At 42.8% G+C, this 24372-nt stretch carries 21 protein-coding genes and 1 riboswitch; of the genes, 4 read left to right on the top strand and 17 right to left on the bottom strand.

Annotation, left to right across the window (positions count from 1 at the left end):
* Positions 1–19: 19 nt before the first annotated feature.
* From FTU79_RS09220 to prfB, 3 genes are all read right to left on the bottom strand, one after another.
* A complete protein-coding gene (locus tag FTU79_RS09220; RefSeq protein WP_111884475.1) occupies positions 20–1108 on the bottom strand; it encodes an alkene reductase in 1089 nt (362 codons plus the stop codon).
* Between the two features lie 37 nt (positions 1109–1145).
* A complete protein-coding gene (locus FTU79_RS09215; RefSeq protein WP_078190555.1) occupies positions 1146–1445 on the bottom strand; it encodes a helix-turn-helix transcriptional regulator in 300 nt (99 codons plus the stop codon).
* Between the two features lie 154 nt (positions 1446–1599).
* A protein-coding gene (prfB, locus tag FTU79_RS09210; protein ID WP_111884474.1) for a peptide chain release factor 2 occupies positions 1600–2695 on the bottom strand; the annotation gives its coding sequence in 2 pieces (ribosomal slippage) (positions 1600–2622 and positions 2624–2695; 1095 coding nt in all).
* Between the two features lie 181 nt (positions 2696–2876).
* Between prfB and FTU79_RS09205 the strand changes: the two genes are divergently transcribed.
* Positions 2877–3731 carry a putative porin gene (locus FTU79_RS09205; protein ID WP_180049754.1) on the top strand — a complete coding sequence of 285 codons (855 nt, stop codon included), beginning with the start codon at positions 2877–2879 and terminating at the stop codon, positions 3729–3731.
* A 326-nt stretch (positions 3732–4057) separates the two neighbouring features.
* The gene (locus FTU79_RS09200; RefSeq protein WP_067761595.1) at positions 4058–4843 is read left to right on the top strand and encodes a putative porin; all 786 of its coding nucleotides are present in this window, start codon (positions 4058–4060) and stop codon (positions 4841–4843) included.
* Between the two features lie 70 nt (positions 4844–4913).
* Here the strand turns inward: FTU79_RS09200 and recJ are convergent, their stop codons facing one another.
* From recJ to FTU79_RS09165, 7 genes are all read right to left on the bottom strand, one after another.
* On the bottom strand, positions 4914–6617 hold the full coding sequence (gene recJ, locus FTU79_RS09195) for a single-stranded-DNA-specific exonuclease RecJ (protein ID WP_180049752.1): 1704 nt from the start codon (positions 6615–6617) through the stop codon (positions 4914–4916).
* Entirely contained in the window at positions 6618–7274 is a 657-nt protein-coding gene (gene pdxH, locus FTU79_RS09190; RefSeq protein ID WP_180049750.1) for a pyridoxamine 5'-phosphate oxidase, read from the bottom strand.
* An 18-nt stretch (positions 7275–7292) separates the two neighbouring features.
* Positions 7293–8624, bottom strand: a complete 1332-nt coding sequence (glmM, locus tag FTU79_RS09185) for a phosphoglucosamine mutase (RefSeq protein ID WP_078190561.1) — start codon at positions 8622–8624, stop codon at positions 7293–7295.
* A gap of 118 nt (positions 8625–8742) precedes the next feature.
* The gene (guaB, locus tag FTU79_RS09180) at positions 8743–10209 is read right to left on the bottom strand and encodes an IMP dehydrogenase (RefSeq protein ID WP_078190562.1); all 1467 of its coding nucleotides are present in this window, start codon (positions 10207–10209) and stop codon (positions 8743–8745) included.
* Between the two features lie 220 nt (positions 10210–10429).
* Positions 10430–10795, bottom strand: coding sequence for a YkgJ family cysteine cluster protein (locus FTU79_RS09175; protein ID WP_180049747.1), 366 nt, complete (start codon positions 10793–10795; stop codon positions 10430–10432).
* Between the two features lie 99 nt (positions 10796–10894).
* A complete protein-coding gene (locus FTU79_RS09170; protein ID WP_180049745.1) occupies positions 10895–11692 on the bottom strand; it encodes an MBL fold metallo-hydrolase in 798 nt (265 codons plus the stop codon).
* Positions 11693–11887: 195 nt separating this feature from the next.
* Positions 11888–12466 (bottom strand): TMEM165/GDT1 family protein, encoded by a 579-nt coding sequence (locus FTU79_RS09165; RefSeq protein WP_078190565.1) that lies wholly within the window; start codon positions 12464–12466, stop codon positions 11888–11890.
* Between the two features lie 74 nt (positions 12467–12540).
* A riboswitch (yybP-ykoY riboswitch) is annotated at positions 12541–12683 on the bottom strand.
* Between the two features lie 58 nt (positions 12684–12741).
* On the opposite strand from FTU79_RS09165, the gene FTU79_RS09160 reads away from it, so the two are divergent.
* Complete coding sequence (locus FTU79_RS09160; protein ID WP_180049743.1) at positions 12742–13449, top strand: methyltransferase type 11; 708 nt, start codon at positions 12742–12744, stop codon at positions 13447–13449.
* Positions 13450–13497: 48 nt separating this feature from the next.
* Here the strand turns inward: FTU79_RS09160 and FTU79_RS09155 are convergent, their stop codons facing one another.
* The 3 genes from FTU79_RS09155 to FTU79_RS09145 all read right to left on the bottom strand — a co-directional run bounded on the left by FTU79_RS09155 (position 13498) and on the right by FTU79_RS09145 (position 19163).
* Complete coding sequence (locus FTU79_RS09155) at positions 13498–15480, bottom strand: 2-oxo acid dehydrogenase subunit E2 (RefSeq protein WP_180049741.1); 1983 nt, start codon at positions 15478–15480, stop codon at positions 13498–13500.
* Between the two features lie 2 nt (positions 15481–15482).
* Positions 15483–18185: a pyruvate dehydrogenase (acetyl-transferring), homodimeric type gene (gene aceE / locus FTU79_RS09150; RefSeq protein ID WP_180024620.1), complete on the bottom strand. Its 2703-nt coding sequence runs from the start codon at positions 18183–18185 to the stop codon at positions 15483–15485.
* 282 nt (positions 18186–18467) lie between these two features.
* The gene (locus FTU79_RS09145; RefSeq protein WP_180049738.1) at positions 18468–19163 is read right to left on the bottom strand and encodes a M23 family metallopeptidase; all 696 of its coding nucleotides are present in this window, start codon (positions 19161–19163) and stop codon (positions 18468–18470) included.
* Between the two features lie 106 nt (positions 19164–19269).
* Between FTU79_RS09145 and FTU79_RS09140 the strand changes: the two genes are divergently transcribed.
* The gene (locus tag FTU79_RS09140; RefSeq protein WP_168379402.1) at positions 19270–19710 is read left to right on the top strand and encodes a DciA family protein; all 441 of its coding nucleotides are present in this window, start codon (positions 19270–19272) and stop codon (positions 19708–19710) included.
* A 97-nt stretch (positions 19711–19807) separates the two neighbouring features.
* Here FTU79_RS09140 and lpxC read toward each other — a convergent pair whose 3' ends face one another.
* From lpxC to FTU79_RS09120, 4 genes are all read right to left on the bottom strand, one after another.
* Positions 19808–20710, bottom strand: a complete 903-nt coding sequence (lpxC, locus tag FTU79_RS09135; protein ID WP_168379401.1) for a UDP-3-O-acyl-N-acetylglucosamine deacetylase — start codon at positions 20708–20710, stop codon at positions 19808–19810.
* Positions 20711–20835: 125 nt separating this feature from the next.
* Positions 20836–22026 (bottom strand): cell division protein FtsZ, encoded by a 1191-nt coding sequence (gene ftsZ, locus FTU79_RS09130; protein ID WP_168379400.1) that lies wholly within the window; start codon positions 22024–22026, stop codon positions 20836–20838.
* Positions 22027–22185: 159 nt separating this feature from the next.
* A complete protein-coding gene (ftsA, locus tag FTU79_RS09125) occupies positions 22186–23448 on the bottom strand; it encodes a cell division protein FtsA (RefSeq protein WP_111884462.1) in 1263 nt (420 codons plus the stop codon).
* 68 nt (positions 23449–23516) lie between these two features.
* Complete coding sequence (locus FTU79_RS09120; RefSeq protein ID WP_078190574.1) at positions 23517–24371, bottom strand: cell division protein FtsQ/DivIB; 855 nt, start codon at positions 24369–24371, stop codon at positions 23517–23519.
* Between the last annotated feature and the right edge of the window lies 1 nt (position 24372).

The raw sequence follows: 24372 nt of genomic DNA, 5'->3' as shown, positions 1-24372 counted from the left end.
ATGCGTATTCAAGTGTCGATTAATAGGTTGAACGACCTGAACCAAATTTATTTTTCATGCTTGGATAATCAATATAGCCTTCGGCAACATCTGTTCCAATCATATTTTCCAACTGCAATTCATTCAGTGCAGCATTCGCTAGCAAACGTTCAAACAAATCTGGATTGGCAATATAAGCTTTACCAAAAGACACCGCATCGGCTTTACCTGAGGCCAATAAATCAACAGCATCTTCACGGCTTAAACGCATATTGGCAATGTACGGCACACCATTTGAGCGCTGTTTCAGATAGTCACTAATACTGTCATCCGCCAGATATTCACGGGTAAAGAAAAATGCAATCTTCCTCTGCCCCAACTGCTCTAAGGCATAGCCAAAGGTTTCACGTGGATCATGATCGCCCATATCGTGTTCATCACCACGCGGCGCAAGATGTACACCTACACGACCTGCACCCCACACTTCGATCAGCGCATCCACCACTTCAAGCAATAAACGTGCGCGGTTTTCGACAGAACCACCATACTCATCTTCACGTAAATTGGTTTTGCTTTGTAGGAATTGATCGATCAAATAACCATTGGCCGCATGCAATTCCACACCATCAAAACCGGCTTCTTTGGCTTTGATCGCAGACTGTTTGTATTGTTCTACAATGCTTTTGATTTCTGCAATCTCTAATGGACGTGGCACGACATATTCGCGTTTTGGGCGAAGCAGACTGACATAACCCGCCTGTTGTACCGCACTGGCAGAAACTGGTGTATCACCATTCAAAAGGTCGGGATGTGAGACACGTCCGACATGCCACAATTGTGCCACAATTAAACCTTGCTGTTCATGTACGGCTTGGGTCACCAATTTCCAGCCCTGAACTTGAGCATCGGTAAATAAACCCGGCGTCTGCAAATAGCCATTAGCGGCTTCTGAAATGACTGTTGCTTCTGAAATGATTAATCCAGCACTTGCACGCTGTGCATAATATTCAGCCATCATCGGCGTTGGAACACGGTCAATGGTTGCACGACTACGGGTTAGTGGCGCCATTACAACGCGATTTTTGAGGTGTAAATCACCCAAAATGAGAGGAGTATTAAGTTCAGCCATATATGTCTCGCCTAACACTTCAAATGCGAAAAATGATTTAAAGTGAGTTCTGCAGATAATCAATATATTGCTGAATGAGTTCTTCATTGCGCGAAAAATATGACCATTGACCATATTTCTCGGCTTGAATTAAGCCCGCCTGTTGTAACACAGACAAATGATTAGACATCGTAGACTGCGAAACATTACCGAGTTTTTCGATATTGCCAGCGCATACACCACGATTAAAGCCGCCACATTGTTCTTCTGACAAAAATTGTTCAGGTGTTTTCAACCATTCCAAGATTTGACGTCGAGTCGGATTGGCAAGTGCTTTAAAAATTAAATCAATATCCATAATTTAAACGGGTTTAATTAAATAAAAATTTGGACAACAAAGTTCTATTCAGCATCTTGAATACACTATATCGTATTTTTTCGATTTTTATATCGATTTTTTTAGATATGATGATCAAAAACAGATAGAACTTTGTTTTCTATATAAATTTAAATTACAAACCTTGTTTGAGGCTGGCTTCAATAAACTTATCTAAATCGCCATCAAGCACTGCACCAGTGTTTGAACTTTCCACACTGGTACGTAAGTCTTTAATACGCGAGTCATCTAAAACGTATGAACGAATTTGGCTGCCCCAACCGATATCGGACTTGGTGTCTTCCAACGCTTGTGCCGCATCATTACGTTTTTGCATCTCAAGTTCGTACAATTTTGCACGTAACTGTTTCCAAGCATGGTCACGGTTGGCGTGCTGTGAACGTTGGTTCTGACATGCCACCACAATCCCTGTTGGAGCGTGAGTTAAACGTACTGCAGAGTCTGTTTTGTTAATATGCTGACCACCCGCACCAGATGCACGATAGGTATCAGTACGTACATCAGCTGGATTGATTTCAATTTCAATATTGTCATCAATTTCAGGCGATACAAAAACCGCTGAGAATGAAGTATGGCGACGGTTACCCGAGTCAAAAGGTGACTTACGGACTAAACGATGTACGCCAGATTCTGTACGTAACCAACCATATGCATACTCACCTTCTACACGGATCGTTGCAGACTTGATCCCTGCCACATCACCATCAGACTCTTCCATCACTTCTGCTTTAAAGCCATGACGTTCAATCCAACGTAGATACATGCGCAGTAACATAGATGCCCAGTCCTGTGCTTCAGTACCACCAGAACCCGCTTGAATTTCGACATAGCATGGGTTCGGGTCCATCGGATTACTGAACATACGACGGAATTCTAATTTCGCAAGTTCTGCTTCCGCTGAAGTTAACTCTGCTTGCACATCCGCAAGTAAGCTTTCTTCTTCTGCTTCAACCGCAAGATCCAACATCGCTTGGGCATCTTCTAGCTGAGTTGAAAGCCCTTCGAGCACGTTAATGACGTTTTCGAGTTCACCTTTTTCTTTTGCCATTGCTTGCGCACGGCTTTGATCATTCCAAATTGCTGGGTCTTCCAGCTCACGTAGAACCTCTTCTAAACGCTCTTTTTTCAGATCGTAGTCAAAGATACCCCCGTAATGTTTGACCACGGTCGTTTAAGTCTTTTAGCTGTAATAGATACGGATTAATTTCCACGTGAATTACTCTCAATCAAAAAATTTGGCTTAAATAGCCGCCTATTATATCACAGAGCATTTGCACAGTTTCAGCCAGATTGATCATCCAAATCATTGACTTCAATGCACATAATATGAACAATACGCTCGCATTACTATTTATTACATTTTTTTTACAACAATAATGTTTCGAGGGTTTTATGAAAAAGACATTACTTGCACTAGGATTAGCTGTTATCACTTCATCAACTTTTGCTTATGACGGCCAAGTTGATGGCGGTTTTACTTATACAGATTGGGACAATGATATTATTGATACTGATAATACATTCAATCTTACAGGTACTTTGTATTTTGACTCAGTACAAACTGGTAATGGTCCATTAAATGAAGCTGCTTTTCTAGGTCATAACAGCAACGTCTATGCGCAATATGCTTTTAATCGTAAAGAAAGCGTTGATTATATTGCATTTGATGAGTCTATTTCAGAATTTGGTTCAGGCAAAGATGAACAAGATACACATTCGATTTCGGCGGGTATCGAATACTACTATCAACAATTTTATGTAAATGGTGAAATTGGTACTTCTCGAGTTAAGTACAAAGAAAACTATAAATTCCCAAGTTGGTCAGGTTCTGATAAAGACGACTATGATGTAACGACTTATCGTGCATTGGTTGGCTTCTTACCTGTTTCTAATTTACTTTTAGCTGCTGGTGTTGACGGCGTTAAAGTTGAAGATGGTGATGACGATAACCGTTTTGCTGTAAAAGCAAAATATGTTGCGCCTTTGAACAATGGTCAATACATCAACCTTGAAGCAGATGGTGCTTTTGGCGACGTTGATTCTGCAACAATTGGTGCAGACTATTACTTCGACCAAGCTTTTAGCGTGGGTGCAGCTTATAACATCGTTGATGATGGTAATGAAGACACGGATTACTTCGCTATTCGTTCAAAATACTTCCTTAACCCGAACCTAGCAATCGGTGGTCAAGTTGGTTTTGGTGATGATGTTCAAGCGTTCAACATCAATGCAACTTTACGTTTCTAATTTCGTTTGAATTAGGAATGTGCATTAAAAAAGCACCTCAAATTTGAGGTGCTTTTTTCTTTTCGATGTAATATTTACTTTAAAAAAAGTCCAGTTGTTGACCAAATAATCTACAAATTCATAATATCTACACAGTTTTAATAAAACAAAACATTAATAATAATTATATATTTTTCAATATCTTAAATAATTAAAATTACATAAAATTACCGAATACACAGTTCTGCAACTTTGCAGCGATTGACCATCTTTAAAAATTCTCTAGACTAAAACTTGTAACAAAAAATGTATTAAATTTAGCCAAACAATTTAGAGGGGTAGTTTCCATGAAAAAACTCGCAATTGCTTCAGCACTTCTTTCTGCACTTGCTATTACAGGTACAGCTCATGCTTATCAAGCAGAAGTAGGCGCTTCAGCTGGTTACATCGACCCAGATAATGGAAGCTCTGGCAGTGAATTTGGTGTAAACGGTACTTATTACTTCAACCCTGTTCAAACGCGTAACGCTCCTCTTGCAGAAGCTGCATTCTTAAACCGTGCAAGTAACGTCAATGCACACGCAACTTTCGCTGATCGTGGCAATGTTGACGACAATACTTATGGCGTTGGTATCGAATACTTCGTACCAAACTCAGATTTCTATGTATCTGGTGATGTAAGCCGTAATAATGTCGAAGTTGACACTGCAGTCGGCACAATAGACAACGATACAACTTATTATGCAGCTGAAGTGGGTTACCTTCCTGCACCTGGTTTCTTAGTTGCTGCCGGTCTAAAAGGTTGGGACAATGACGATGACGACGGTGTAGATCCAACTTTACGTGCTAAATACGTAACAACTTTAAGCAATGGTAAAGACATCAACCTTGAAGCGGGTGCAGCATTCGGTGATCTAGATGAATTCAATCTAGCAGCGGATTACTTCATCGACAAAACATTCAGTGTTGGTGCTGACTACTACAACAACGATGTCACTGATCGTAACGAAGTAGGGATCAATGCACGTAAATTCTTCAACCAACAAGTGAGCCTTGAAGGTCGTGTTGGTTTCGGTGAAGTTGGCAACAATGACTACAATTCATTTGGTGTAGCAGCGAAATACCGCTTCTAATCCATTGAAGTCAAAACCATAAAAAAACCGCTCTTCTGAGCGGTTTTTTATTTGCCTGTAAAAATGGAATTTATTGAGCCAAGTGTAAAACTCTCAATTGAACACTGACATTTCCTCTAAATTCATTTTTATCGAGTTCGTAGACCAAGCGGATTTTATCTTGCATAGGATTAAATTCATATTTTTCTGCCGCATTAAATGCAATTGCGTCCACCATTAAACCATTATCTAAAGCAAGTTTTAATTTCAAATGTAGGTCTTTCAACCAACGATAATCTAAAATTTTAAATAGGCCTTCATAGACCGGTGCAGGGAATTTTTGTCCCCATGGACTTAAATTTTGCAGAAGATCGACGGTTTCGACATTAATGGCCGAATCGGGCAATTCGCCATCTGTCCAAATAGTGGCCTGAAATAAACTTTCATCTTGCGCAGCGATTAGTGCTTCAAAAGCGGTTTTAAATTCAGAAAAATGCTGCTTTTGAATGGTTAGTCCTGCTGCGGCTGCATGTCCACCAAAATGACTGACCAAATGCGGATGTAATTCAGCAATACGCTCAATACTGTCTCGAATATGAATACCTTCGATAGAACGCGCAGAGCCTTTAATATGTACGCCATCTTCATCTGCAGCAAAGACGATTGCAGGTCTATGGAATTGTTCTTTCAAACGCCCTGCAACAATCCCAATCACCCCTTGATGCCAATGCTGTTCAAACATGATCAAGGCTGCAGGTAAGTTATCCTGATCAAGCTGAATATGTTCTAACTCAGCCAGAGCTTCCTGTTTAATCTGCCCTTCGACTTGGCGTCTTTCAATATTGAGTTGATTCAACTGCTGCGCAATCGGATAAGCCGTACTTAAATCCGCCGCAATCAGACACTCAATCCCAATATCCATAGTCTCCATACGCCCAGCTGCATTGAGTCGTGGGCCGACCACAAAGCCCAAGTCTTGTGCTTTTAACTGTGCGGGATCACGACCAGCGATATCCAATAATGCACTGATCCCTGGACGACATAGTCCTTGCTGAATCCGCTTCAAACCAGCATCGATCAAGATCCGATTATTCAGATCTAGACTTGCAACATCGGCATAAGTGCCTAAAGCCACCAAGTCCAAATATTGGCTGAGGTTGGCTGTGGATTTAGCATTTTTTTTACGCATACTGGCCAAATTGGCCAACACATAAAATGCGACACCCACACCAGCCAAGGCTTTACTTGGAAATTCACATCCCAACTGATTCGGATTCACCACCGCTTCTGCTTGTGGTGTTTCCTTCGTAGTCAGGTGATGATCTGTAATGATCACCTGCATACCATGCGCCTGTGCCTGTGCTACACCAGCATGGCTCGAAATACCATTATCGACTGTAATCAGCACATCTGGGGTAAAACTCACGAAGGCTAAATCAGCAATGGCGGGTGTCAGGCCATAACCATACTTAAAACGGTCTGGAACCAGATATTCAACATCCGCGCCCATATCACGCAGTGCCAAGACCATCAATGCAGTACTGGTTGCACCATCGGCATCATAGTCGCCTACAATGACAATTTTTTTATGTGCATCAATGGCTTGGTCGATCAACTCTATAGCTTGCTGCATGCCTTTTAAGGTCGGGGCATGTAAATGCTTGAGCTTCAATTCCAGTTCTTGTGCGGAAGAAACCCCGCGACGTGCCAATAAGTCCGCAATAAACGGCGCAACGCCCTGAATATCTTCAGGGCGCGTCAAATAGGGTCTTTGTTGAATTAAAAGTTTAGACATTTATGGCATCAGTCGCTGTAGAACCCATTGACCATCCTGTTGTTCATAACTCAAGCGGTCATGTAAACGATTCGGACGGCCTTGCCAAAATTCATAATAATCCGGAACTAAACGATAGCCACCCCAAAACTCAGGTTTCGCCAATACGTCTTTGCTTTCCACTTGATCATGCAAATTTTGGAATCGCTGTTGTAATTCTTCACGACTGGCGATAACACCACTTTGTGGAGTGCTAATGTGTGCTGCGATTTGGCTGTCACGCGGTCGTTTATGGTAATAATCCGTCGATTCTTCAAGAGAAATCTTTTCCACATGACCACTGACCCGAATTTGACGTTCCTGCTCTTGCCAATAAAACAATAATTCTGCATAAGGATTATCGAGCAGATCATTGCCTTTTTGACTGTCATAGTTGGTGTAGAAGTCATAACCTGAATGGGTCGCACCGCGTAACAAGACCGTCCGCACATGCGGACGACCTTGGGCATTTGCCGTCGCCAAAGACATGGCATAGGGTTCATGCAATTGTGCTGCTAAGGCATGGTTAAACCATAATAAAAACTGCTCATGTGGATCACGGTTCACCTGATCTTCATGCAACTCACCTTTTTGATAAGTTAAACGCAGTTCACTTAAGTCCTTAATCACATCATTCATGCAATTTCCCCTCTTGATTTAAGCTGCATTGGCACGAACAGCATCAGCCAAATGATTTGCTAACGCGGTGACTTCTTCAAGGTCATTACCTTCAACCATGACACGAATCACCGGCTCTGTGCCTGATTTACGAATCAAGATGCGACCACGCCCTTTAAGCTGAGCTTCAGCTTTTTCAAACTCGCTCACCAGTGCAGGTACAGCGTAGGGATCAAACATCGCAGCCAAGCGAACATTCACCAAGACATTTGGTAATAACTCAAACCCTTCCACCAATTCATGCAAAGCTTTACCTTGCTCAACCATCACCGTTAACACCTGAAGTGAAGCAATGATCGCATCACCTGTGGTGCTCTTGTCCAAAGTCAAGATATGACCTGATGGCTCACCGCCCGTTACCCAGCCCTTTTCTTCTAGGCCTTGTAGAACATAGCGGTCACCAACTTTAGCACGAAGCAAAGGCACATTGGCTTGATCTAAAGCAATTTCAAGCGCCATATTGCTCATCACAGTACCCACGATACCCGCAGGCTTTTGACTCGCTTGAGTGGCTAAAATATACAGAATATGGTCACCAGTAATTTGCTGACCGTTTTTATCCACCATAATCACACGGTCGGCATCACCGTCAAAAGCAATCCCTAAATCCGCCTGATGTTCAACAACGGCTTTTTGTAAAAATTCAGGATGCGTCGAACCACAGTCTTTATTGATGTTTAAACCATCCGGTTCGTTAAACAGCGCAATCACTTTTGCACCGAGTTCACGATACACCGAAGGGCCGACGCTATAAGCTGCACCATTGGCACAGTCCACCACAATTTTTAAGCCTGTCAGGTCAAAATGGTACGGGAAGGTTGATTTACAAAACTCGATATAACGACCATTGGCATCTTTTACACGCACACTTTTACCTAAGTTTGCAGGGTCTTCGATCACCAAGTCATTTTCAAGTTCTTTGTTAATGGCTTCTTGAATTTCATCCGGCAATTTTTTACCTTCGCTCGAGAAGAACTTAATACCATTGTCAAAATACGGATTATGCGACGCCGAGATCACGATGCCTAAGCTGGCATGTAATGCACGGGTTAAATGGGCAATTGCGGGTGTAGGTAATGGACCCAACAAATGAACATAAACACCTGCTGCGTTTAAACCGGCTTGTAATGCTGACTCTAAAATATAGCCCGATAATCGGGTATCTTTACCTAGTACAACGATGGGCTTTGCTTTTTTACTGTATTGTTTTAATACTTTACCTGCGGCAAATCCTAGTTTTAATGCAAATTCAGGGGTAATAGGCAATTCACCGAATTTGCCACGAATGCCATCTGTACCAAAATAACTCATGTTGTACTCACTTCTTAATGGTGATCTTAATCATCACTTTTTACTGCAAATACTTTACACCAAAAACAAAAAGGCCGTCATATTAATGACGGCCTTTTCGGCTAAAAGCTACTAAATATCAACCAACACGGTAGTTTGGTGCTTCTTTAGTAATAGTCACGTCATGTACGTGAGATTCAGACATACCTGCCGCAGTAATTTTGACAAACTGTGCATTTTTACGTAAGTCATCGATCACCGCAGAACCGGTATAACCCATAGATGAACGTAAACCACCCATCATTTGATGAACGATGTTACCCATTGGGCCTTTGTACGGTACGCGACCTTCAATACCTTCTGGTACAAGTTTTTCAGCGCCTGCTTTTGAGTCTTGGAAATAACGGTCAGCAGAACCTGTTGCACCTGCCATCGCACCCAATGAACCCATACCACGATACGCTTTGTAGTAACGACCTTGGAAGAATTCAACTTCGCCCGGTGCTTCTTCCGTACCCGCCATCAATGAACCTACCATGATGGTACTCGCGCCTGCACCAATCGCTTTTGCCATATCACCAGAGAAACGGATACCACCGTCTGCGATCAATGGAATTTGATCTTTTAGTGCATTGGCAACGCTGTCAATCGCAGAGATTTGCGGCATACCAATACCAGCCACAATACGTGTAGTACAGATTGAACCCGGGCCAATACCCACTTTCACTGCATCTGCGCCAGCATCTAATAATGCAAGTGCTGCATCACCAGTCGCGATGTTACCGCCAATCACTTGAACTTGTGGATAGTTGGCTTTAACCCAACGTACACGTTCAATTACACCTGCAGAGTGACCATGTGCAGTATCAACAACAATCGCATCAACACCCGCTTCTACCAATGCTTCTACACGGCTTGGTGTTTCTGCACCTGTACCAACTGCAGCACCAACGCGTAAACGACCTAAGTCATCTTTGCAGCTGTTTGGATAGTTTTCAGCTTTACGGAAATCAGTAACCGTGATTAAACCTTTCAGTTCGTTGTTGTCATTTACAACAAGGACTTTTTCAATACGGTGCTTTTGAAGTAATGCTTGGATGTTTTCTTTTGATTCGTTTTCACGAACAGTCACCAAACGATCATGGCCTGTCATGATGTTACTAACAGGTTGCTCAAGATTGGTTTCAAAACGAGTGTCACGACCAGTAACAATACCCACCACTTGACCGTCTTTCACCACTGGTACACCGCTGATGTTATTTGCTTGAGTTAAAGCAATCAACTCACGTACAGTCGTTTCTGGTGTAACGGTAATTGGGTCTTTCACCATACCTGCTTCAAATTTTTTCACGCGGCGAACTTCTGCAGCTTGTGCAGCAATATCCATGTTTTTATGCAGGATACCGATACCACCGTTTTGCGCCATTGCAATCGCCATACGTGATTCAGTCACAGTATCCATCGCAGCAGAAACAAGTGGAATATTCAAATTGATGCCACGTGTGAAACGTGTCTTAAGAGAGACATCTTTTGGGAGAACAGTAGAATAGGCAGGGAGTAATAAGACATCATCAAAGGTTAGGGCTTCTTGAACGATGGTCAACATAACAGTCTCGCTGGTAATTTCCGTGAGCCATTATATACAAATTTCCGTTCAATTTTCATTTTAATTGCGGCAATTCTTTACGGAGTTTTCAATATTAACCATCAAATATGCTGTTTTCAGCAAGAATACTCTGGGGGTTGGTCAGCATCCAGTGCAATACAGGCAGAATCCGAAGATTCTACCTCTTAGATTTCAATAAATTTATTCTGGAAATAAAGCCTTAACTGACTTGATCGAAATCTTCGTCATTTTCAGCGTCATGCAGTGGAATACTGATCAATGGAATCATTTGATGCGCGATGCGTGCTTTATTACATTGCTCATCGGCGATTTGAACTTCTTTACAAGATGAACTACGTGCCTCGTACACCCTACAACTCACTGCTTGCCCAATTTTCCCACCCAAAGCGATACAACGAGACTGTGTTTGATTGGTGCCCGCCATACATGAATACACGGCATTAACCGGCTCAGTATAATGTTCGGGCATATTCAGCCCTTCTGCCCAATAAAAAGAAACGCGATAGTGGGCACAACATGCTCCACAGGTTAAACATGCATCCTGAGTCGGTATTTGAGACAACATTTTTATCTATTCTCGTCATCTAAAAGCTTATTTTATGGACGAAAAATACTAAAAAATGTTATCTGCAAACTCAATTATTTTTTCTGAATTTTCAAGTCATTATACTGGGCAAGTAAAGACTGTTTCATCCATTAAATCGACACCACACTGCAAGGTTTCGATCCAATCTAAGAATTGGTTGATCTGTTCTTTACCAATAAATGGCGTGCCGTGCTGCGGTACGATCATTTCCACATCCATCGTCCGTACCATGTTGACCCACAGACGGATCACTTTGTTCGAACACATGTAGCGCTGATGGAAGCCTTTCATTTTAGGAATATGAGCGGCAAAATTTTCTAAAGGTTTAGAGGCATCATCCACCATAGATGCGCCCATATCCCCTGAGAATAAAATTTTGGCAATCGGGTCATAAAATTGGAAGTTACCAACCGAATGTAGGAAATGTGCAGGAACAGCCACCAAATGACTGTTGCCTAATGGAATCACCTGACCATGATCTGGCAGTTCGATCAGACGATCCAACCAGTTGCCTTTCATCCGGTCACTCATAAATGCAGAGTTTAAATGTGGTAAGAAACGCGCCCACAGTTTAGATGCCACCACTTTGGCCTCGGTATAAACCAACCAACGTGGCATCGAGGTAATAATGTCTGGGTCCTGATGCGAGGCCATCACATAGTCAAGATTGGTCAAACGGGTATATTTATTCAGTTCCATAGTCAGTGGGACATAGGTCAAGTCACCACCCGGATCGAGCACCGCTGCGCGCTCATTATCCAAAATCAGGAACTGGTTCGCCTGTACGCCCTCGCCTTTTACCAAACTGGTAAAGCTAATACATTTATGCTTTCCATCATCATAAAGTACCTGTGATGTTGTGCGTTCGAAAGCCATTCCAATTCCCCAAATTTTTTATCAAAAAATATATATTCTATAGGTGAATAACATATATTTATTTAGGGAAACTTACAATAAATATTCAGTCAATATTATCTGAAATATCAGTGAATTGGGTCTCATTTATTGGCAAATAATCCTGAGTTTTTAACTCAGGATTTCATATGTTTTTTAATATGGTGAGATTGCTATTTAAAATAAATAGTGTTGTGCCAACGCAGCCAAACCAATCACCAAGAATACCAAGGCGCCAATTTTATGAATCAGTGAAATCGGTAGTTTTTCTGCTAGTTTGTTGCCAATAAATACCGCAGGCGCATTAACCAACATGATGCCTAGTGTCGTCCCTAATGTGACCCATCCAATACTGTCAAAACGTGCAGCCAGTGCGACTGTGGCAATTTGGGTTTTATCTCCAATTTCAGCCAAGAAGAACAAAACGAAAGTGGCACCAAATACCCCATATTTTTGCCACTTATTGATACTTTCAGATTCATCATCCAATTGATCGGGGATCAACATCCACACCGCCATGGCAATAAAGCCCAGAGAAACGATCCACAATAAAACGGTTGGACTTAAAACAGTGGTAATCCATTGACCCAACACAGCAGAAACCCCGTGGTTCACCACAGTCGCGAGGAAAATTGCAATTAAGATCGGAACGGGTTTACGAAAACGTGCAGCAAGCAGTAAGGCAAGTAGTTGTGTTTTATCGCCCATTTCTGACAGGGCAACAACAGCAAGGGAAATGAAGAAAGCGGTTAACATGGTGCATTTCTCTGGCTAGCAATAACATATACCGATGACTTATCCCTCCTGCTAGCCAATGTGCAGAGTGATAAATCAAAGGTCTTGCCAACAAAAGAAAGCTACGAAGAGCTCATTTGGTTCTTTGCTATGATGACCATGCTCGTTTTAGAGCAAATATGTTGACCATCACCTTTTTACTTTGCGTAAAAAGCGGCTACTCCCCAATGAAGTAATGCTATTCTAGCGAGGAATGCATGTTTTCGCAATTTTAATTTTCGATGACTCAATTTGATATGCAAAACAATAATCAAAAATTTCAAGAATTTATTCAACACTATATGCATGTGCAGGATGTATTAATCATTGCAGGCGGCCCGTCTCAACTCAGTTTTGACTTAACCACCATTCAGCCCTCAAAAAAGCTGCTAATCATTTGCTGTAATCAAAGTTTTCTTCAACTTCCTCAGGCTCAAATTGCCCATCATTCAGATTATGCGTGGTGGTTACACTATCAACCCATGCTCAAAGCCTGCTTTCAAGGTGACATCATTAGCGGATGTGGTTTAGGTCACAACCGTCCATATCCTGAACATGAAGTGATTAACTTCAAAACCGTGCGCATCGATACGCAAGCGGAGTTATTTCATTCACCGTACTTTGTGTATGGTAATAATTGCGGCCTTCAAGCCTATTCACTCGCACATCTCTTTCAACCGCAACGTATTTGGCTGATGGGCTATGACTTCCAGCACCAACAGGGCCAAACACATGCGTATCAGCATCAACATGTGCAAGAACTGGAGCATTATGAAAAGTTTTGGGGCTTATTTTTAAAAGACTTCCAACGCTTTGAACATTTACGACAAAAGCTTTGGTCGACGGCGCACCCACATCGTACACTTCCACTCACTTATAACCTCAACGCAAACTCGGCATTAAAGCTCTACCCTTCACCCATTGAACTTCCTGATTGGCTTTGTCAGTCCACCACCACGCCATAAAAAAACCCTGCCAAAGCAGGGTTCATTTTGAAACTTAAACAGGTCAGATTAGATCAATAAAGTTCGGATATCTTTGAGCAGCTTCGTCAGTTTATTGGCAAAACGTGCAGCGTCCGCTCCATTAATCACACGGTGATCGTATGACAATGACAGCGGCAGCATCAAACGTGGATCAAAGCTTTCACCATTCCATACTGGCTGCATGGTTGCAGGTGAAATACCCAAAATCGCCACCTGTGGCCAGTTGACCAACGGTGTAAATGCCGTGCCACCAATTGAACCCAAACTGGTAATGGTAAAATTCGCACCTTGTAGATCTTTTGGCGATAGTTTTTTGTCACGTGCTTTTTGACTCAGCTCACCCAGCTCAATTGCAATCTGCTTAATCGATTTTTGATCTGGATTACGCAGTACAGGCACGGTCAAACCATCAGGCGTGGCAACGGCAATCCCCATGTGGATTTCATTGCGTAGCAATACTGACTTGCCATCATCAGACAAATGACCTGCAAATTCACGCTCTTCTTTCAACAAATAAGCCACTGCTTTGATGATGAAAGCCATAATGGTTAAGCCAATACCTTCTTTCTTAAAGTTAGCTTTTAAATCATTACGCCAAGCTTCAAGATCGGTAATATCCGCAGCATCGAATTGCGTCACTTGCGGGATAAAATTGTTTAAAGACAATTGCGGAATCGACACTTGTTGTAAACGTGTCAAAACTTTCTCTTCCACACCACCAAAAGCATCAAAGCTTGGCAATTTCGGCAAGCCTGAAACCTGTGCCACAGCTTGAGCTGCAGGTGCAACTTGCGGAGTGGTCAAACGGGTTTTCACATAAGCGAATAAATCTTCTTTCATTAAACGCTCATGCGGGCCAGATGCTTTGACTTCTGCCAAAACCACACCCAATTCACGTGCAAGCTTACGAACGGCCGGTCCTGCATACACTTTGGCATTGGCAGCATTTTGCTCTTTGGTGAGTTTATCTGCGCCTTGTGATTGTGGAGCTGCTTCAACTTTGCTTTCAGCTGTAGGTGCAACTGTCGCAGGCTGTGCTACAGCTGGTGCAGGTTTCGCTGCTTGTGCGGGTGCTGCAACAGCTTGACCTTCGGCTTCTATCGTCACTAAAGCGACGCCTTCAGAGACACTTTGCCCTAACTGGACATGAATCGCGGTGATTTTACCAGCGGTAGAGCTTGGCACTTCTACCGTTGCTTTGTCTGATTCCACCACGATGATGCTTTGGTCTTTTTCAACCACATCACCCACAGCGACTAAAATTTCAGCCACTGCTGCTTTATCAACACCTAAGTCAGGCACTGCAATATCAACAGGTCCAGACGCCGCAGCCGTAGACGGCGCTGGTGTTGCTTCTGCAACAACAGGTGCAGCAACAGGCTGTGCAGTTTCTTGCACAGCAGCCGATTCAACCGCAGCAGATGAAGCCGCCGTTTTCACCGTTAAAATCACTACACCTTCTTTCACTACATCGCCAGCACTGATTGTGATCGATTCAACACGGCCTGATACAGTACTTGGGACTTCGACTGTCGCTTTGTCTGATTCCACCACGATAATACTTTGATCGACATCAATCTCATCACCAACAGAGACCAAAATCTCACTTACCGTAGCTTTTTCTACGCCAATATCAGGAACTTGCACATCGATGCTTTGCGACTGAGGAGCATTGGCTGCAACAGATGCTGCTGCAGTTTGTTCTGCTTCCACAACCGGAGTTGGTTCTGCTGCTTGGTCTTCCGTTGCATTTTGTACTGGCTCAGCTGTAGCAGCACTTTGACCTTCTTCTTCTAACTCGATCAGCACAGCACCTTCAGCAACACTGTCACCTAGATTGACTGCAATGCTTTTCACCACGCCTGCCGAAGTGCTTGGCACTTCAACAGAGGCTTTATCAGACTCTAACAACACAATGCTGTCGTCGACGCTAATGCTGTCGCCGACTTTCACTAAAATCTCAGCGACCGTTGCTTTATCTACACCAATATCAGGAGTCGTAATTTGCATGATTAGTTCTCCTCTTTGTAGTCAGCCACAGCATGCAGTTCCGGCGTTTCCTGCGGAGCCCATGCCACTGGACGGTCAGTATCTAGTTCAAAGCTTGAGATAGCATCTTTGACTAAACGCGCATCAACTTCGCCTTCATCCGCGAGTTTTTTCAATGTTGCTACCACAATATGTGCGGCATCGACACCAAAGTAGCTACGTAAGTTGCCACGTGTATCTGAACGACCATAACCATCTGTACCTAATGCAACGAACGGACGATTGTCTGGAAGATAAGCACGGATTTGTTCGCTATAAGCACGCATGTGATCGGTTGCCGATACCACAATACCGTCTTTTTCACGAAGTAATTGAGAGATCCAAGCTTCTTTCGTATCTTCAGCCAATGGATGTAGGCGGTTGTATTCTTCACACGCCATACCATCACGAGCTAATTCGTTAAAGCTAGTGACGCTCCACACGTTTGAATGAATTTGATATTCATCACGAAGGATTTTCGCCGCTTTAATCACTTCACGCAGAATCACACCTGAACCCATCAACTGAACCGTTGCTTTCTCATCTTCTTCGAAGAGATACATACCACGTTTAATGCCTTCTTCAGCACCTTCAGGAATAGCAGGGTGTTCGTAGTTTTCATTCATTACTGTTAAGTAATAGAACACGCGCTCTTGGTTCACGTACATGCGTTTTAAACCATCATGTACGATCACTGCCAACTCATAACCAAAACATGGGTCATAAGAAATACAGTTTGGAATCGTATTTGCCAAGATATGTGAATGACCATCTTGGTGCTGTAAACCTTCACCGTTCAGTGTTGTACGACCCGCAGTTGCACCGAGCAAGAAGCCTTGCGCCTGCGCATCACCTGCAGCCCATGCAATATCGCCAATACGCTGGAAACCGAACATCGAGTAGTACATATACATCGGAATCATTGGCAAGTTATTGGTTGAATAACTGGTTCCTAACGCAGCCCAAGCACTCATCGCACCCGCTTCGTTAATCCCTTCTTGTAACATGTGACCATCTTTAGCTTCACGGTAATGCATCAACTGTTCTTGGTCTTCAGGGGTATATTTTTGACCATGCGCAGCATAGATCCCCAACTGACGGAACATACCTTCCAAACCGAAAGTACGCGCTTCATCTGGCACAATTGGTACGACACGATCTTTAATGGCTTTTTCTTTCAATAATGATGAAATCAAACGTACCATCAACATGGTCGTCGATTGCTCTTTACCGCCACTGCCTTTGAGTACCGCATCAAACACAGACAATTCAGGAATCGCCAGCTGCTCGCTTTCTTTACGACGTGCAGGTAAATAACCACCCAATGCCTCACGACGTGCTTTCATGTATTTAATTTCAGGTGAATTTTCACTTGGACGGTAGAATGGCACTTCTTCAAGCTGTTCATCGGTAAATGGCAAGTTGAAACGGTTACGCACGTATTTCAACGACTCAAGCTGCATTTTCTTGATTTGATGCGTCTTATTGACTGCTTCAATCTCTTCCGACAAACCATAACCTTTGACTGTTTTTGCCAAGATAACTGTTGGCTGACCCGTTTCCTTCATCGCTTCGGCATAAGCCGCATACACTTTGAATGGGTCATGACCACCACGGTTCAGGTTATCAATATCTTCATCGCTTAAGTTGCGCACCAACTCTTCAGCTTCAGGATACTTACCAAAGAAATGTGCACGCGTATACGCACCGCCTTTCACTTGATAGCGTTGGAAGTCACCATCGACCGCTTCTTCCATCACCGCTTTTAAGGCACCTGAATCATCTTTTGCCAGTAGCGGATCCCAATGACGACCCCATACCACTTTAATTACCCGCCAGCCTGCACCACGGAACAATGATTCAAGTTCTTGAATAATTTTACCGTTACCACGAACTGGGCCATCTAGACGCTGTAAGTTACAGTTCACGACCCAAATTAGGTTGTCGAGCTTTTCACGACCTGCAAGTGAAATGGCACCTGTACTTTCAGGTTCATCCATTTCACCATCACCGAGGTAAGCCCAAACTTTACGGTTTTCTTCTTTGATCAGGCCACGGTTCATCAAGTACTTTTGAATGTGTGCTTGATAGATCGACATGATTGGGCCTAGACCCATCGATACGGTTGGGAACTGCCAATAATCTGGCATCAAGTACGGATGTGGGTATGACGGCAAACCTTTACCCCCCACTTCACGACGGAAATTATTTAAATGTTCTTCAGTCAAACGACCTTCTAAGAACGAACGTGCATAGATACCCGGTGCACAGTGACCTTGATAATAGATCATGTCACCGCCAAAGCTGTCGCTATTGGCACGGAAGAAGTGGTTAAAGCCCACGTCATATAAAGTTGCAGATGATGCAAAACTTGCCAAGTGACCACCTAAGTCATCACCTGTTTTATTGGCACGCAGTACCATCGCTAAGGCATTCCAGCGGATCAGCGCACGAATACGGCGCTCCATATCCGAATCACCTGGCATAGGCGGCTGTTCTTCAACTGAAATGGTATTTAAGTAAGGAGTATTTAGTCGCTGAATGGGAACGTGCTTAGCAATCGCTTGTTGATAGAGTTTTTCAAGCAAAAATGCAGCGCGGTCAGTTCCCATGTGCTGTAAAACTGAATCAAATGCGTCCTGCCATTCTTGGGTTTCTTGCGCATCTGTATCGCCATAAAACGCCATACTTCACCTATCCTATGTGCTAAATATATGGCTCTATTAGTACCATATTTTGGCTAGGCTCAGTTATCGCCACAAATGAATACGAAATAGCTCTGTTATTTATTTACTAAATACTCATTGATTAACAATTACACAAATTTACATTTTTGGGTCAATTTTCGCCATTTTTCATACAGACAATATTTTTTAAAATGATAATTTTATAGTTATTAGCGATAAATAAAAAAGCCATTGTCTGTAGAGGTTCAGACAATGGCTTCGTATATAGGATGTTATATGTGCTTATGGTAACATCGCTAAATACGTTGATGGATTTTTACGTTGACCATCTTTCACTACTTCGTAATGTAAATGTGGGCCAGTACAACGACCAGTACAACCAACGTTAGCAATATGCTCACCCGCAGCAACACGGTCGCCTACACGTGCAATTAAGCGTGATGCATGTGCATAACGTGTCAGGTAACCATTACCATGGTTAATTTCAACATATTGACCATAACCTGTGCCCCAACCTGACTTTGTTACAATGCCTGGACCCGTTGCATAAATAGGTGTGCCACTAGCCGCAGAAAGATCTAAACCTGAATGATTTTCTGCACGGCCACCCATGGTACGACCACCATAGTTTGAACTTACACGCTTCATGTCTGGAAGTGGGTGGGCAATTAACCATGAATATGGATTATTTGAACTTGCTGAATAGTTTTTAGAGGAATTGCTTGAACCGTATTTTTTTGCGATTGTCGCATTGTTGAGTTCAATTGATTTTTCACGAATTTGAACATTCAACTTCGTTTCCGCTGGAACATCAATATCATTGCTTTCAGAGTAAGCACCTTGAGACAAGGTGCGAGTTAACTGTTCAATACGATCTGATGATGAGTCTGCTTGATTTAATTCAACTAAATCTGCAAAAGCGACTGAAGCGGCCGAAGCTGCCAATGAAAACGCCAATAAAATACGTCGTAAATGCATAAAAAACCTCTATAAACTGTTCTCTTTCGTTCCTTGTGTGATTTCGTCCTTGATATCAGCCAAAAGGAGCGCATAAGATTAAGACATAAACATGTAGGAAATATGTATGTCAGAACCTGTCAACGTCTTTCAACCAACAAGAAAACACATAAAAACAGGAAACTTGTCGTTTCTCTCAACGCAAGTTGCTGTATGGCAGAAACTTACGAAAATTGTTCAACCGCTATTGCCCCAACCGGATCAATGGCAAGTTGTTTGTTATATAAATGGTGTACTTATATTAACTGGAGAAAATCAGGCACTGATTAGTCAGTTGGCCTATTTGCAAAAGCAATATATTGCACAATTATCACAAATATACGAATTCAAGGATTTGCACAAGATTCAAGTCCGTCTGAGAACTCCGTCTCCAACGCCCCATTCCCCTGAAAAAATTTCAAGAACCCTCAGTACAGAAACTCAGGATTTACTCCGTAATGCTGCTGACTTTGTGAGCGACCCTAAGCTTAGCCAAGCAATGCTGCGTTTGGCAAGCAATAAAAAGTAACCACCCAGTTGTAACAGACAAATTTGAATGCTCAGAATGTGACAGACTTAACACTTACAAATGATACAATATAACATCACTATTATAAGACAATGACTTATGTCACATTCACATAACTAATTGGGCAATCATTAATGTCATCAAATGTTACAATTTCATAGCTATCTGGATCACTTTTGACATTGCGTAATAACTGATTATTTAATGCATGACCTGACTTATAGGCATCATATTTCGCAATAATTTGATGACCAAGCAAATATAAATCACCCACAGCATCTAATATTTTGTGACGAACAAACTCATCCGAGAAGCGTAAACCCTCTTCATTGACCACACCATTTTCATCTACGCCAATGGCATTTTCGAGACTCGCCCCCAAAGCCAAATTATTGGCTTTGAGATAATCCAAATCTTTCATAAAGCCAAAAGTCCGCGCTTCACTGACTTCATAGACAAATGTTTCGGTTGAAAAGTCGATGGTTGCCGATTGAAATTCTTTCTTAAATGCAGGATGGTCAAAATCAATCGTAAAATTTAATTGGAAACCGTCATGCGGTTGAAAGGCAGCACGTTTATCATCAATCAGTGCTTCGACAGGTTTAAGTATTTTTATGAATTTTTTAGGTGCATTTTGTTCTTGTAGTTCACCTTGCATAAGCAAATAAATGAACGGGCCTGCACTCCCATCCATAATAGGCACTTCAGACGCCGACACTTCCACAATCAGGTTATCAATCCCTAAACCAGCAATCGCACTCATAATGTGCTCAATTGTGCCCACCTTGGCGTTTTCTTGCACCAAGTTAGAACACATGAATGCTTCTTGAATCAGCATAGCATCAGCTGGAATATCAATCGGTGGATTTAAGTCGATACGACGAAACACAATGCCCCCATCGGCATGATGTGGCACAAAGTTAATCATCACTTTTTGCCCACTATGCAGTCCGATGCCACTCGCTTTCACGATGCGTTTCAGGGTACGTTGTTTCAACATGTGTCTTCTATCATCAGTTCACAAAACCGCTATACGTTAGCATATTTAGCCATTGATAAAAAACAAAAAGGTAGCTGTTCAACTACCTTTTGTAATCAATAGACACCTAAGTCATTGAATTTGTTTTATTTACGTTGCTGATTTTTCAAGTAGTCTTGAATACTCATTGGCGTAGGGCGTGAATTCGATGCTGACGCCGCCGCAGCCGCCGGAGCAGCTGCTTCATTGTGCTGACGTTGAATCGCTGGTACATCATCTTCATCTACAGGTGCTTGTGCAGAAGCGACTGTACGCGTTGCTTGTGCGACAGGGCGTTTCACTGGCTCAGCAGAATCGGCAGAATTACGAGTTAAACCCGTTGCGATCACCGTTACACTAATTTCATCACGTGCATCTGGATCAAATACCGTACCGTAGAACACTTGACCTTCATCAAGATCCACAATTTGGTTCACCACATCAGTGATTTCTTCAATTTCACCGAAAGTTACGTCATCGCCACCTGTAACGTTAATCAAAATGCCTTTTGCATTCATGATGGTCACGTTATCTAACAATGGACTACGGATCGCTTGTTCAGCAGCTTGACGTGCACGGTTTTCACCACGACCAGAACCTGCACCCATCATGGCATAACCACGTGTACTCATCGCAGTTTTCAAATCGGCGAAGTCAAGGTTGATATGACCAGGACGCACCACAAGATCGAAGATACTACGTACAGCATTTAACAGTACGTCGTCTGCTTTTTTGTAAGCATCTTTCATCGAGATATCACGGAACACTTTTAGCAGGCGTTGGTTCGGAATAATAATCAGAGAATCAACATGTTGCTCAAGTGCTTCAATACCTTTCTCAGCAGACTGCTGACGACGTTTACCTTCAAAGTTAAACGGAGTCGTCACCACACCTACAGTTAAGATACCCATTTCTTTGGCAATTTCAGCAACAACTGGCGCAGCACCTGTACCTGTACCACCACCCATACCTGCAGTCACAAACACCATGTCCGTACCTTCAAGGTGTTGGCGAATCAACTCACGGCTTTCTTCAGCAGCAGTTTGACCCACTTGTGGATTTGCACCTGCACCCAAACCACGCGTACTTTGCTCGCCGAGTTGGATTTTAAATTGTGCATTCATGCGGTCGAGTGCCTGTTTGTCTGTATTGGCACAAACAAATTTTACACCTTCGATATCTGATTCCAACATATGTTGCACAGCGTTACCGCCAGCACCACCTACACCGAATACTGTGAAACGGGCTTGACCGTTGCTGTCGCTTTGATCATCTTCTAAAAATTCAAATGAGGCCATGCCTAAAAAATTCCTAATCCATAATTGGCAGACACTTCAGCCCGTATACTGCCTTGATCTTAATAAAAATTGTTTTTTAGAATGCTGTCCAAGTTCCAGCTTGTCAAGTACAAGCAATAATCCGTACAACTTCCCAACAATATTCCCAAATATTTCAACTTAAAAGATCGACTTCAAGGTGTCATTGAAGCCCGACCATGCACGTTTTACCCGATTCAATACTGAAAGTTTTTCCGTATCTTCTGGCTCAACGATCGTATCTTGTGTTTCACTTTGACTGAAAATTAACAGACCTGCGGCAGTCGCGTATTGTGAACGACGTAAAGCGGCTTGCTGTTGATCATCAGCATACACTTGCATAGGTGGATTACCTAAATGTGCAGAAACACCTAACATCCGACGCGCAAATGTCACCATCCCTTCAATTTGGCAGGCATCACCTGTGAGTACAACACCATGGTATAAACCATGAATCGCACCATGATCCACCAACTCATTACGCACTTGATTAAAGATTTCTTCATAGCGCGCAATAATGATTTCGGTCAGTTCAATACGGCTAATGGTTTGTGGACCATCAATCCCTTGGAACTGAATCATACTTTCAGGTTTAACCACTTTCAGGTCGACACAACCATACAACAGCTTAATGCGTTCCGCTTCTTCTGTTGTGGTTTGCAATACAGCAGCAATATCACGTGTTACATGCTCACCGCCACGTTGCAAGGTATGTGTCATCGCCAAGCGACCATCTAAATACACCGCGATATTGGTCGTACCTGCACCAATATCGACCAAGCACACACCATATTCTTTTTCATCTTTAAGCAAACTGGCTTCAGCTGTTGCTAATGATGAAATGACCATGCGTTCAACACCAATATTGGCGCCTTTTAATGCACGATCCAAATTCTGCATGGTGCTGATGGGCAACATCATCAAATGATAATGCCCTGTCATACTCCGTGCTGACATGCGAATCGGGTTTAATACCCACTCAGGTTCATCATCTAGTTCAAAACCTAAAGGTACAGCACTCACCAAATAGTGGTCAGACGTTAAATGACTGGCTTTGGCCAGTTCTAATGCACGCACCACTTCATTGGTGGTAATCGCATGGTCATTATTTTCAATTGGAGTGCGACCAGAGGCATAAAAACTTTTTAGTTCAGCACTTGGAATGGAAATCCACGCAGAATGTACACGACATTCCGCCATATCTTCCGCTTCCTGCACTGCATTTTTAATTGCGGTAACAACTTTATCGAGACTGACAATTTTCCCTTTATTCATGCCGCGGTTACGAGCGGTCGCCATCCCTACCACTTGGATATTGTCTGGCGCGTGTACCTTACCAATCAAAACTGAAACTTTGTGTGTCCCAATGTCAATCGCAACAACCGAGGGAACAGCTTCATTCATTATTTACTACTACCATTCACATGTTTGTTTAATTTATGGCTTAAAGCCTCTACTTATAAAGCCGATCATTATGGCTTTACAGGCGCTGCATTCGCAATGCCTATGTCATCACTGGTTACAACAAACTGACCATTTACCGACTTTGCTGGCACAGAGTTTTTCCATTGAATCGCTAAACCATTTCGGTAGCGCAAATCGATGGCAGAAATTCGTGGCCAAACAGGTTTTAAGTCACTGTGTGCGAGATAACTTAAACGCTGCAACTTACTCATGGTCTGATCCTGATCGACAATCACACGTAAGCCTGAATCAAACTGCATAAACCAAGTCATTCGTTCTGTTAAATATAATTCTTTTAAACGAATGCCAACAGGAATAAATAATTGATTAATTTCATTATAGCGACGCATCATCATTTTGGACTGACTCGTCGGCCCATGCAATAACGGCAAATTCTGATGATTGGTCGGAGTTAATTCGGCAAATACATCACCACTGTCGCTTAACAGTCGCCCAGTTCCCCATCGTGCAATCGCTTGACGCGGCATCACCCGTACACGAATTGCATTTGGCCAAGCACGCGATACCACCACGCGATCGACCCAAGAGATTTCTAAAGTACGGTCACGAATGACACGTAAATCAGAGGTAAAATAATTTTGAGTCATCATCGGTGAAACGTATGACATCACTTGTTGTTTTTCTTGGGCGCTCCGCACACCCACCACATCAAGTTCAGCCACACGTGCATCCGTCATGACTTTATATAGCCCCCAAATTCCGGCAATCAAGACCACACATGCAATAAACAACAACAGCCATCCACCCACATTGGTAAGCTTTTCCTTACGTGTCGGTGGTTTGTCATGTATCGATGTCGTTGCTGCACGTTTACGGCGCATAGACGCAGGAAGTTGAGCCATA

This window comes from Acinetobacter sp. YH12144, from assembly GCF_013418345.1.
Classification (GTDB): Bacteria; Pseudomonadota; Gammaproteobacteria; order Pseudomonadales; family Moraxellaceae; genus Acinetobacter; species Acinetobacter amyesii.
This window is presented reverse-complemented; position numbering and strand designations above follow the sequence as displayed.

Excerpts from the sequence above, each read along its gene's own strand:
- FTU79_RS09220 (WP_111884475.1), bottom strand. The coding sequence starts at position 1,108 with ATGGCTGAACTTAATACTCCTCTCATTTTGGGTGATTTACACCTCAAA.
- FTU79_RS09215 (WP_078190555.1), bottom strand. The coding sequence starts at position 1,445 with ATGGATATTGATTTAATTTTTAAAGCACTTGCCAATCCGACTCGACGT.
- FTU79_RS09205 (WP_180049754.1), top strand. The coding sequence starts at position 2,877 with ATGAAAAAGACATTACTTGCACTAGGATTAGCTGTTATCACTTCATCA.
- FTU79_RS09200 (WP_067761595.1), top strand. The coding sequence starts at position 4,058 with ATGAAAAAACTCGCAATTGCTTCAGCACTTCTTTCTGCACTTGCTATT.
- recJ (WP_180049752.1), bottom strand. The coding sequence starts at position 6,617 with ATGTCTAAACTTTTAATTCAACAAAGACCCTATTTGACGCGCCCTGAA.
- pdxH (WP_180049750.1), bottom strand. The coding sequence starts at position 7,274 with ATGAATGATGTGATTAAGGACTTAAGTGAACTGCGTTTAACTTATCAA.
- glmM (WP_078190561.1), bottom strand. The coding sequence starts at position 8,624 with ATGAGTTATTTTGGTACAGATGGCATTCGTGGCAAATTCGGTGAATTG.
- guaB (WP_078190562.1), bottom strand. The coding sequence starts at position 10,209 with ATGTTGACCATCGTTCAAGAAGCCCTAACCTTTGATGATGTCTTATTA.
- FTU79_RS09175 (WP_180049747.1), bottom strand. The coding sequence starts at position 10,795 with ATGTTGTCTCAAATACCGACTCAGGATGCATGTTTAACCTGTGGAGCA.
- FTU79_RS09170 (WP_180049745.1), bottom strand. The coding sequence starts at position 11,692 with ATGGCTTTCGAACGCACAACATCACAGGTACTTTATGATGATGGAAAG.
- FTU79_RS09165 (WP_078190565.1), bottom strand. The coding sequence starts at position 12,466 with ATGTTAACCGCTTTCTTCATTTCCCTTGCTGTTGTTGCCCTGTCAGAA.
- FTU79_RS09160 (WP_180049743.1), top strand. The coding sequence starts at position 12,742 with ATGCAAAACAATAATCAAAAATTTCAAGAATTTATTCAACACTATATG.
- FTU79_RS09155 (WP_180049741.1), bottom strand. The coding sequence starts at position 15,480 with ATGCAAATTACGACTCCTGATATTGGTGTAGATAAAGCAACGGTCGCT.
- aceE (WP_180024620.1), bottom strand. The coding sequence starts at position 18,185 with ATGGCGTTTTATGGCGATACAGATGCGCAAGAAACCCAAGAATGGCAG.
- FTU79_RS09145 (WP_180049738.1), bottom strand. The coding sequence starts at position 19,163 with ATGCATTTACGACGTATTTTATTGGCGTTTTCATTGGCAGCTTCGGCC.
- FTU79_RS09140 (WP_168379402.1), top strand. The coding sequence starts at position 19,270 with ATGTCAGAACCTGTCAACGTCTTTCAACCAACAAGAAAACACATAAAA.
- lpxC (WP_168379401.1), bottom strand. The coding sequence starts at position 20,710 with ATGTTGAAACAACGTACCCTGAAACGCATCGTGAAAGCGAGTGGCATC.
- ftsZ (WP_168379400.1), bottom strand. The coding sequence starts at position 22,026 with ATGGCCTCATTTGAATTTTTAGAAGATGATCAAAGCGACAGCAACGGT.
- ftsA (WP_111884462.1), bottom strand. The coding sequence starts at position 23,448 with ATGAATGAAGCTGTTCCCTCGGTTGTTGCGATTGACATTGGGACACAC.
- FTU79_RS09120 (WP_078190574.1), bottom strand. The coding sequence starts at position 24,371 with ATGGCTCAACTTCCTGCGTCTATGCGCCGTAAACGTGCAGCAACGACA.